Annotated in this window: 5 protein-coding genes; 4 read left to right on the top strand and 1 reads right to left on the bottom strand. The window is 74.2% G+C overall.

Translation table 11 applies throughout. The annotated features are described in order from the left end of the window. A partial coding sequence (locus tag ACF089_RS33185; protein WP_392034990.1) for a type I polyketide synthase occupies positions 1 to 1,924 on the bottom strand: 1,924 nt, incomplete at its 3' end. An 807-nt stretch (positions 1,925 to 2,731) separates the two neighbouring features. Here ACF089_RS33185 and ACF089_RS33190 point away from each other — a divergent pair. The 4 genes from ACF089_RS33190 (at position 2,732) to ACF089_RS33205 (ending at position 10,532) form a co-directional block, all read left to right on the top strand. Next, positions 2,732 to 3,448 (top strand): YcnI family protein, encoded by a 717-nt coding sequence (locus ACF089_RS33190; protein WP_392034993.1) that lies wholly within the window; start codon positions 2,732 to 2,734, stop codon positions 3,446 to 3,448. Between the two features lie 173 nt (positions 3,449 to 3,621). Continuing rightward, positions 3,622 to 5,160, top strand: a complete 1,539-nt coding sequence (locus tag ACF089_RS33195; protein ID WP_392034994.1) for a GMC family oxidoreductase — start codon at positions 3,622 to 3,624, stop codon at positions 5,158 to 5,160. Between the two features lie 217 nt (positions 5,161 to 5,377). After that, on the top strand, positions 5,378 to 9,418 hold the full coding sequence (locus ACF089_RS33200) for an amino acid adenylation domain-containing protein (protein WP_392034996.1): 4,041 nt from the start codon (positions 5,378 to 5,380) through the stop codon (positions 9,416 to 9,418). 64 nt (positions 9,419 to 9,482) lie between these two features. Continuing rightward, positions 9,483 to 10,532: an NAD(P)-dependent alcohol dehydrogenase gene (locus ACF089_RS33205; RefSeq protein WP_392035212.1), complete on the top strand. Its 1,050-nt coding sequence runs from the start codon at positions 9,483 to 9,485 to the stop codon at positions 10,530 to 10,532. The last annotated feature ends 188 nt before the right edge of the window (positions 10,533 to 10,720 follow it).

Consider the following 10,720-nt stretch of genomic DNA (forward strand, 5'->3'; position numbering starts at 1 on the left):
CGCGGATTTGGTGGTAGAGGGCGATGGTGAGGGCGAAGAGGGCGGGTTGGGTGTAGTCGGTGCGGTTGAGGAGGCGGGCCTGGGGGGTGCCGGGTTGGGAGAAGACGATGTCTTTGAGGGGGTGTTCGAGGTGGGGGTCGAGTGCTTGGCAGGCTTCGTCGAAGGCGTCGGTGAAGACGGGGAGGCGTTGGTAGAGGTCTTGTCCCATGCCGGGGTATTGGCAGCCTTGTCCGGGGAAGAGGAACACGGTCTGGTGGGAGGGTCCGCTGGTGGCGCCGGTGGTGACTCCGGGGTGGGGTGAGCGGTCCGCGACCGCTTCCAACGCTTCGAGGAGCTGGGTGCGGCCGGTGGTGCTGATGACGGCCCAGTGCTCGAACACCGGCCGCGTCACCGTCAACGCGTGGGCGATGTCGGGCAGGGGGATGTGGGGGTTGCGTGTGAGGTGGTCGCGGAGGCGTCCGGCCTGGGCCGCGAGGGCTGAGGCGGACTTCCCGGACAGCGGCAGAGACACGAAACCGTCGTCGACAGGAACCGGCCCGGACGTGATTGTCCACGCGGTCCCGGGCCCGGGCTCGGTTGTCCACACGGTCCCGGCCCCGGGCTCGGTTGTCCACGCGGTCCCGGGCTCGGTCGCTGCGACCGCGGGCGACGGCACGGCCTCGGCGGCCGGCGGCTCCGCCAGCACCACATGGCAGTTGGTGCCGCCCATCCCGAAGGAACTGACGCCCGCCACCCTGCGCCCGCTCCCCGGCCACCCGCTCAGCTCCCGCTGGACCCGCAGACCCCACTCGTCCAGCGGGATGTCCGGGTGCGGCCGTTCGTAGTTGATGCTCGGCGCAAGCTCCGCGCGGCTGACGCTGAGCGCCGCCTTGAGCAGCCCCACGATCCCGGCGGCGGCCTCCAGATGTCCGATGTTCGTCTTGGCCGAGCCGACCCTCAGCGGCTCGTCGCGCGCACCCTCCCCGGCGAAGACCGCGCCGAGAGCCGCGGCCTCCACGGGGTCCCCCACCCGGGTCGCCGTGCCGTGGAGTTCCACGTACGCCACCTCCGACGGCTCCACCCCGGCCATCCGCTGCGCGGCGCGTACGACGTCCGACTGGCGGTCGGGGCTGGGGCGGGTGAGGCCGTCCGTGGCGCCGTCGTTGTTCACCGCGCTGCCGAGGAGGACGCAGTACACGGGGTCGCCGTCGGCGAGGGCGCGGTCGAGCGGCTTCAGCACGACCACTCCCCCGCCCTCGCCCCGGACGAAGCCGTTGGCCCGGGCGTCGAAGGTGTAACACCGTCCGTCCGGGGAGAGCGCGCCGAACTCAGAGACTCCGACGGCGCTCTCCCCCGCCAGGTTCAGCTGCACTCCGCCCGCCAGCGCCAGGGTGGAGGTCCCGCCGCGCAGGCTCTCGCAGGCGGCGTGGACGGCGACGAGGGAGGAGGACTGCCCGGTGTCCACGGCCATGCTGGGGCCGCGCAGATCGAGCGTGTAGGAGACCCGGTTGGCGATGACCCCGCGGTGCAGTCCGGTCAGGGAGTGCCGGGTCAGGGAGCCGACGCCCTGACGGCGGGTCAGGGTGGCGTAGTCGTCGGCCATCACCCCGGTGAAGACGCCGGTGTCGCTGCCGCGCAGCCGGCCGGGGATCAGTCCCGCGTCCTCCAGGGCCTCCCAGCTCAGCTCCAGCATGAGCCGCTGCTGCGGGTCCATCGCCGCGGCCTCGCGCGGTGAGACGCCGAAGAAGTCGGCGTCGAAGAGATCGACGCGGTCGAGGAATCCGCCGCGCCGGGTGCCGGGCGCGGCGGGGCGCGGGCCCGTGCCGTCCGGCTCCTCCGGCAGGGCCCACCGTCCCTTCGGCGCCTCGGTGACGGCGTCGCGCCCTTCGCGCAGCAGTCGCCAGAAGCTCTCGGGGTCCGGCGCACCGGGCAGACGGCAGGCCATGCCGATGACCGCGACCGCCGACGCCGTACCCGGGGAGCCGGGGCCCGGAACACCAGGGCCCGGGCCCGAGGAGCCCGTACCCGAAACGCAGGGGCCCGAGGGGCCAGGGACCGAAGCGCCGGGGGCCGGGGAGCCGGGGCCCGTACCCGACGCTCCCGGGCCCGGCAGCCCCGTATCCGCCCGTCGTTCCGTCCCGGTCCCCGGCCCCGGCTCGTGTCCGGGCCCCTGTCCCTGGCCCGCACCGGGTGCGGACTCGTCGCCACGCTTCATGTCCCCGTCCTCTCCGTCCTCGGCGTCCTCACCGCACACACGCGCATCAGACGGAAAGAGCCCCCGAGAGCGCCAAGAGCGTTCTCTTCCTTCAATGAAGTCGGACGTGAACCGCGCCGATCCGATCAGAAGTCGCGTGAAAACAGCGCTCGAACGGTCATCAACTCGGCGCCGTCGGGTTTTGGAGGCATTTGGTCCGTCGGAATGCGGGCAGCATCGAAGGGGCATCCTCGCAGCCCGGACGGGCCCCTCGCATCTCCTGCGTTGCCGTTGAACCGGAATGCCTTCCACCTACGGTACGGGGGTATTACCGGAGCCCCGGCGGGGCCGATGTCCGCCGATTCCACGGATGTTCCCGATCAACGCTCCGGTCATTTCCGTAACGGGCCTTCTCCTATGATGAGAACGAAGGAACAGCAGGTCAGAGACGTTCACTCAGACCACGGCAACCTGGGAGATGCTCACGCGCTCCCGCTCGGCGGAGAATCCCAGCTCCTGGGTCAGCGGACCCCGGCCGAATTTCCTCGAGAGGGAGACATGCTCCGTCCCATCAGACTCGTCGTCGCGCTCGTCGGCGCGATTGCCATGGTCTTTGCGGTTGCCCTTCCCGCTTCCGCCCACGTCACCATCAACAACACTCCTCAGGTCACGGCGGGCTCCTACGCGAAGCTCACGTTCTCGGTCCCCAATGAGCGGGAGACCGCGAACACCAAGAAACTGAAGATCGTCCTTCCGGTCGGGGCCAACCAGGCCCTGCCGAACGTGCTCGCGCAGCGCACCCCCGGCTGGACGCTCTCCATCGAGAAGAACGGCTCCGGCATAGGCGCCGGCGTCGTCTCCCTCACCTGGACGGCGAACTCGTCGGCGCACACGATCCCCGCCGGGCAGTTCGAGGAGTTCTCCCTGATGGGCGGGCTCGTCCCCAACACCGACCGGATCTACTTCGACGCGATCCAGACCTACAGCAACGGCGAGGTGGTCAGCTGGGACGAGCGCCCGACCTCCTCGAACCCGAACCCCGCCCACCCGGCGCCGAGCGTCAAGGTGGTCCCGGCCGCCGCCGCGGGCGCGGGGGCCGCGACGGCCGCGAAGACCATGGCGCTCGGCCCGGCCGTCTCCGGCGGCGACGGCTCCGTCGCCGCCGCCGGCTCGCCGGCCGCCACCGCCGCGTACACCGCGACGGCCGTTCTCGCCGTCGCCGGCGGTCTGTTCTGGATGCGCCGCCGCTCGCGGCGCACCAGTCTCTCCGGCTGAGACCCGCCCGGCGCCGGCCGGTCCGCGGAACCCGCGCACGGGCTCCGCGGACCGGCCGGCCCGGGCCGTCCGGCTCTCCCCCGGCGCTCGGCTCCCGCCCTCGAGGCCCGGGCCCCCATACCGTCGTGACGCCCCGCGCGGCGCCGGCGTACGACTCACGGAGGACGGTTCAGATGCCCGACTCAGCGCAGCCCGCCCACTGGGACGACGTGGTGGTGGGCGGCGGCTCCTCCGGCGCGGCCCTGGCCGCCCGGCTCTCCCAGGACCCGGGCCGCCGGGTGCTGCTGGTCGAGGCGGGTGTGGAGCGCCTCGCCGAACCGCACGCCTCCTATCCGCTGGGCATGGCGGTGCTGTCGGGCTACAACTGGGAGTACTCCGCGTATCTGGGCAGCGAGCCCCGGGGGCGCAGCGGACCCTACGGCGTGGGGAAGCTCCTCGGCGGCTCCTCCGCCGTCAACGGCGCGATCGCCCTGCGCGGTCTCCCCGCCGACTTCGACGGATGGGCCGCCGCGGGGAACCCCGAGTGGACCTGGGAATCGGTGCTGCCGTACTTCCGGACGCTGGAGAGCGACGCGGACTTCGCGGGCGCGGACCACGGCGGCGACGGGCCCATCCCCGTACGGCGGCCCGCCCCGGACGCCTTCGATCCGGTGTCGCTCGCCTTTCTGAAGGCGTGCGCGGAACAGGGTCTTCCGGAGGTCGCCGACATGAGCGGCGGCGCGGTGGGCGCCGGGCCGCTGCCCAGCAATGAGCGCGACGGCCGCCGGGTCTCCACCGCCGAGGCGTATCTGGATCCCGCGTCGGCCAGGCCCAACCTCACCGTGTGGACGCGGAGCGAGGTGTCCCGGGTGCTGTTCCGGGGCGGTCGGGCCGTCGGCGTGGAGGCGGTGAGGGACGGCCGCCCGGTGCGGGCGGCCGCCGACCGGGTCGCCCTGTGCGCCGGGGGGATCAACACCCCGCTGGTGCTGGAGCGTTCCGGGGTGGGGGACGCGCGGCGGCTGCGCCGGCTGGGCGTTCCGGTCGTCGCCGATCTGCCGGGGGTGGGCGAGGATCTGGCCGATCATGTGGCGACGGTGCTGTGGGCGGTGCCGAGGCCCGGTGTGTGCCGCCGGGGGGTGCCCTGGCACCAGGTGATGGCGCGGCTCGCGGACCCGGACGGCGTTCCGGGCCTCGGCGTCTTCCTGGCGAGCAATGTCACCGAGGAGACCATTCCGGAGATCGCCCGGGTCAGCGGCGACCGGATCGCCGTCGTCCTGTCCGCGATGCTGCTCAACCCGGCGTCGCGGGGGGCCGTCCACGCGGGCGGCGCGACCGTGCGCGACGCCCCGGTGATCACCCTCGGGCTGCTCTCGCGGCCGTCGGACGTGGCGCGGCTGATGGACGGCACCCGGCTGCTGTGGGAGCTGATCCGGTCGCCGTCCCTGGCCGGGGAGATCCAGGACGTGCTGCTGTGGAACGAGCGGATGGTGCGGGAGCCCGAGCGGCTGCGCCGGGCGGTCAGCCGCTTCGCCACTCCCATGTGGCACCCCTCGGGGACGGCCAGGATGGGTCCGGCCGACAGCGCCGCGTCCGTGGTCGACCAGCGTTTCCGGGTGTACGGCACCGAGGGGCTGCGGGTGGTGGACTCCTCGGTGATGCCGTCGCCGCTGCTCTCCCCGATGAATCTCAGCTGCGTGATGCTCGCGGAGCGGGCCGCCGCCTGGCTCGCCTGACGGCGAAGGACCGGACCGCCGCCCGGCCGGCCTGACGGGCCCCGCCCGAACCTGACGGGCCCCGGCCCGAAGCAACGGCCCCCGGCCGGACCCGGCGGACCCCGGCGGACCCCGGCGGACGCCCCAAGGACAGAACCGAGTCGAAGCACCCGGGCCGGCGGTCCGCGCACAGCGGGCGCGCACGGCCCCGGACCGATCCCACGACGGGGAGACCAACATGACGGAGACGGATCTCAGCGGCCCGCCGCCCGGCGGCCTCACGGACGGTGCGCCGCCCGGGGGCGGGCGGACGCCCGGCGGCGGACAGACGCCCGGGGACCGGCAGGCGTCCCGCGAGTTCCCGCTCACCGACATCCAGTCCGCCTACATCGTGGGCGAGAGCCGGATGGTGGAGCTGGGCGGCCGGCAGCAGTACTACATCGAACTGGACGCGGTCGGCCTCGACCCCGCCCGGGGCGAGGAAGCCCTCAACGCCCTGGTCCACCGGCACGAGACCCTGCGCACCGTCATGCTCGCCGAGGGCCGGGGCCGGGTCATGGAGCCCGCGCAGCTGCCGCGCGTTCCGCTGCCGGTGGCGGATCTCACCGGGCTCGGCCCGGCCGAGCGGGACGCGGCCGTGGCCGGGGTCAGGGAGCGGATGTGCACCGAGGGGCTCGATCCGACGGGCTGGCCGCTGTTCGAGGTCGTCGCGAGCCGCATCCGCCGCCACCGCTACCGGCTGCACTTCCGGTACAGCCTGATCCTCGTCGACGCGCCGAGCCTCAACACCGTGGTGGACGAGTGGCTGGAGCTGTACCACGACCTCGCGGCCCCGCTGCCGCCGGTGGCGAAGACCTTCCGCGAGTGGCGGACCGAACTCCTCGCCGACGAGCGCGGGGAGGGCTTCGCGAAGCAGTGGGCGTACTGGGAGAAGCGGCTCGACACCCTGCCCGAGGCTCCGCGGCTGCCGCTGGTCCGGGAGCCCAGGAGCATCGAGTCGGTGCTCTTCACCGCCCGCACCGCCCGGCTCGGGCGCAAGGAGTGGGAGACCTTCTGCGCCAACTTCCGCAAGCACCGCGTTCTTCCGGCCACGGCGCTGATGCATGTGCTCTGCGAGACGCTCGCGGCCTGGGCGTCGGCCCCGCACTTCTGTCTGAACGTCGTCCATCTCCAGCTCGTGGCCCGGCGGCCCGGGCCCCCGGTGGTGGGGCAGCGCACCGCCACCCTGCCGCTGGAGGTGGACCACCGGGGCGCGGCGGGCTTCTGGGAGCGCGCCAAACGGCTCCAGAAGCAGATGTGGAGCGACATGTCGCGCAGCGATGTGACCGGGGTGCGGATCAGCCGGGAGCTGGCCGCGCGCAGCGGCTGGAGCCAGCGGGCCGCGTTCCCCTATGTGTTCACCAGCAACCAGGGGCCGGGCTGGGACACTCCGCCGCCCCGGAGCCGGCCGGCCTTCCGGGCCGTGGAACGGATCCAGCACACCCCCCAGGTGCTGCTGGACAATCAGATCCGCGATCTGCCGGGCGGCGGCGTCGCCTCCAACATCGACTTCGTGGAGGAGGCGTTCCCGCCGGGCATGCCCGAGCTGTTCGCCGCCTCGTACCAGCGTCTGCTCACGGCGCTGTCCCGGCCGGACGGGGCCGAGGGGGAGCCCGATCCGGTCCCGGCCGCGCACCGCGCGCTGATCGAGTCCGTCAACGACACCGGACGGCCGGTGCCGGCGGGCCGGCTGGAGGACCGCCCGCTGCGGCGGGCGGCGGAGCGGCCCGGCGACCCGGCGGTGATCACCGACGGCCGCACCCTGACGTACGGGGAGCTGGAGGCCCGTTCCCGGGCGGTCGCGCACTGGCTGCTGGAGCGGGGGGTGCGGCGCGGCGACACCGTGCCGGTGGTCATGGTGAAGGGCTGGGAGCAGGTGGTGGCGGTGCTCGGCGCGCTGCGGGCGGGCGCCGCCTATGTGCCGGTGGACGCGCTCATGCCGAAGGGCCCGATGGGGGATCTGCTCGACGAGTGCTCGGCGCGCGTGGTGCTCGCCCAGTCCCACGCGCTGCCCGATCCGGGCGGGGCGCGGCAGCCGCCGGAGGTGCTGGAGGTCGACGGGGCCGGGGTCTCCGACGAGCCGCTGCCGCCGGTGGAGGGCGGCGCGCGGGATCTGGCGTACATCGTCTACACCTCCGGCTCGACGGGCCGCCCCAAGGGCGTCATGATCGAGCACCGCTCCGCGCTGAACACCGTGGTCGACGTCAATGAGCGGGTACGGCTGGGCTCGGGCGACCGGGTCTTCGGGATCTCCTCGCTGGCCTTCGATCTGTCGGTGTGGGACGTGTTCGGGGCGCTGTCGGCGGGCGCGGCGGTGGTGCTGCCGGATCCCACGCCGCTGCCCGACCCGGTCGCCTGGACGGCGACCGCGCAGCGGCACGGCGTCACGGTATGGAACTCGGTGCCCGCGCTGGCCGAGATGCTGGTGGAGGTGACCGAGGAGCGGCCCGGTCTGGGCCGGCCGCCGATCCGGGCCTTCCTGCTCAGCGGCGACTGGGTGCCGACCGCGCTGCCGGACCGGACGCGGGCGCTGTGGAGCGGGGTGCGGGTCATCGCGATGGGCGGCGCGACGGAGGCGTCGATCTGGTCGAATGTGTACGAGGTGGGCGAGACCGATCCCGCCTGGCGCTCCGTACCGTACGGAAAGCCGCTGACGAATCAGACGATGCGGGTGCTCGACCACCGGCTGGACGTCCGGCAGCCGTGGGCGGTCGGGCACATCCACATCGGCGGCGTCGGGCTGGCGCGCGGCTACTGGCGGGACGAGGAGCGCACGGCGGAGCGTTTCATCGTCCATCCCCGGACCGGGGAGCGGCTCTATCGCACGGGCGATCTGGGCCGCTACCGGCCCGACGGCACCATCGAGTTCATGGGCCGCGAGGACCGTCAGGTGAAGATCCTCGGCTATCGGGTGGAGCCCGGCTCGGTGGAGGCGGCGCTGCGCTCGCACCCCGGGGTGCGGGCGTGTGTGGTGTGCGTGGACGACGCGCCGGGCGGGCAGCGGCGGCTGGTGGCGCTCGTGGTGCCCGAGGCGGGGTCCGGGCTCGACGGCGCGGGGGTCGGCGAGCATCTGCGGCGGCATCTGCCGCACTACATGATCCCGGGCCATACGCAGATCGTGGATCAGCTGCCGCTGACGGCGAACGGCAAGGTCGACGCGGTCCGCGCGCTGCGGATGGTCTCCGCGCCGCGGGCGGACGCCGTGGCGGTGGGGGACGAGGACCCGCTCGTCAGGAAGCTGGCGGAGCTGTGGACCGAGCTGCTCGAAGTGCCGTCGGTGGGGCCGGAGAGCAACTTCTTCGCGCTGGGCGGCAATTCGCTGCTCGCCCTGCGGATGGTGAACCGGGTGCACGCCGAGTTCGGGGCCGATCTGCCGCTGGGGCGGGTCTTCGAGGCCCCCACCGTGCGGGAGTTCGCGGCCGGTCTGGCGCGGGAGGGGCGGTCGGCCGAGCGGCCGTCGTGCGCGGTGCGGCTCTCCGAGGGAGAGGGGCCGGGGCTGACGCTCTTCCATGTGATGGGCGGTTCGGTCGCCCCGTACGTGCCGCTGGCGCGGAGCTGGCCGGGGCCGGTGCACGGCTTCCAGAGCCGTCCGCACGTCGACAGGTCGGAGACGGCCTTCGCCCCCGATCTGGAGACGATGGCGGCGGGTTACCGGGAGGAGCTGCTGCGGCTGCGGCCGACGGGCCCGTACATCCTCGGCGGCTGGTCGATGGGCGGCTTCCTCGCCTACGAGATCGCCTGCCAGCTGCGTGAGCTGGGGCGTTCCTCGTATGTGTTCATGCTCGACAGCCGCATCACCGATCTGCGGGTCGCGGACTCCGAGCCGGAGCGGCATCTGGCGTTCATCGTGACCCTCTGTCTGGGGCCGCCGCCGCCTGTCGTGGCGGCCGCCGTCCGGTCGGCCCGGCCGGCGGAGCTGTCCCGGGTCGCCCGGGACACCTGTGTCGCCCACGGGCTGCTGCCGCCGGAGGTCGATGTGGCCGGGTACGAGCGGCTGCTGCGGATCCAGCGGCACGAGACGCGGCTGACGGCGGCCTGGCGGCCGAGGCCGCACGACGGGCCGACGCTGCTGTACGTCGCGGACCGGGAGCCGCTGCCGGATCCGGAGCCCGTGTGGCGGGCGGTGTGCCCCGGTCTCGCCGTCGAGCGGCGGGCGACGGATCACGCGGGCATCGGGAAGCCGGCGAGCCAGGAGTCGATCGCCGCGCATCTGGCGGCCTGGCTCCCTTCGGCGCCGTGACGGGCGGCCCGGGCCGCCGGGCGGCCGACGCCGGTACGGGTGAAGGGGGCGGGTCATGGCGTCGATGAGGGCGGTCCGGATCCTCGCCGCCCGGCGCGGTCCCGAGCTGGTCGAGGTGCCGACGCCCGTCCCCGGGCCCGGTCAGGCGCTGCTGGCGGTGACCGCGGTGGGGCTGTGCCACTCCGACTTCCTGCTGATGGACACCCCCGCCGGGATGCTGCGGCGGCTCGGCGTGCGGCTGCCGCTGACGCTGGGCCACGAGATCGCGGGCACGGTCGCCGCGCTCGGGCCCGGTGCCCGGGGCGTACGGGAGGGGGAGGCCGTCGCGGTGTACGGGGCGTGGGGCTGCGGGCGGTGCCGGCGCTGCACCGGCGGCGCGGAGAATCTCTGCGCCCACCGGGAGGCGCTGGGGATCCGCCCGCCGGGGCTGGGCTCCCCCGGCGGGCTCGCGGAGTATCTGCTCGTCGACTCGCCCCGGCATCTGGCCCCGACCGGCTCTCTCGACCCGCTCCAGGCGGCGACGATGACCGACGCCGGGCTGACCTCGTACCACGCGGTCAAGAGGTCTCTGCCCAAGCTGATCCCGGGCAGCACCGCCGTGGTCGTCGGCGTCGGCGGGCTGGGGCATCTGGCGGTGCAGCTGCTGCGGGCGCTGACGCCGGCCAGGGTCGTCGCCCTCGACGTGAGCGAGGCGAAGCTGCGGCTCGCCGCCGAACTCGGCGCGCACACCACACTGCTGTCGGACGCGACGGCCCCCGGCCGGATACGCGAGCTGACGGACGGCGTCGGCGCCGACGCGGTCCTCGACTTCGTCGGCGTCCAGCCGACGGTGGACCTCGCGGGCGCGTGCGTCGCGCCGGGCGGCGATGTGACGATCACGGGCATCGGCCGGGGCGCTCTCCCGGTCGGCTTCGACGCCCCCGCCCACGAGGTCTCGGTCATGGGGACCCACTGGGGGACGCGCACCGACTTCCTGGAGGTCATCGAACTGGCCCGGGCCGGGGTGATCGCCACGCGGGTGGAGAGCTGCGCGCTGGAGGACGTCCCCGGCGCGTACGAGCGACTGCGCGCGGGCGGCGTCGAGGGCCGCGTGGTGGCACGGCCCTCGGCCTGACCCCGGGGCGGGCCGGGCGGAGCCCGGCGGCTGCGGGGGGGAGGTCCGACCGGGCCCGGCGGATGTCCCGGCCGAGCCCGGGAATCCGACCGGTACGGACATGTCGGCCGAGCCCGGGAACCGCTCCGGCGGGAGCCGGGCCATGTCCCGGACCCGCCCGAGCGGGGGCCCGGACGAGACGGGCGGCC

Source organism: Streptomyces sp. NPDC014894, assembly GCF_043080985.1.
Lineage (GTDB): Bacteria > Actinomycetota > Actinomycetes > Streptomycetales > Streptomycetaceae > Streptomyces.

Bases quoted from the DNA above. Each gene is read 5' to 3' on its own strand.
- ACF089_RS33190 (WP_392034993.1), top strand. From the start codon at position 2,732: ATGCTCCGTCCCATCAGACTCGTCGTCGCGCTCGTCGGCGCGATTGCC.
- ACF089_RS33195 (WP_392034994.1), top strand. From the start codon at position 3,622: ATGCCCGACTCAGCGCAGCCCGCCCACTGGGACGACGTGGTGGTGGGC.
- ACF089_RS33200 (WP_392034996.1), top strand. From the start codon at position 5,378: ATGACGGAGACGGATCTCAGCGGCCCGCCGCCCGGCGGCCTCACGGAC.
- ACF089_RS33205 (WP_392035212.1), top strand. From the start codon at position 9,483: ATGAGGGCGGTCCGGATCCTCGCCGCCCGGCGCGGTCCCGAGCTGGTC.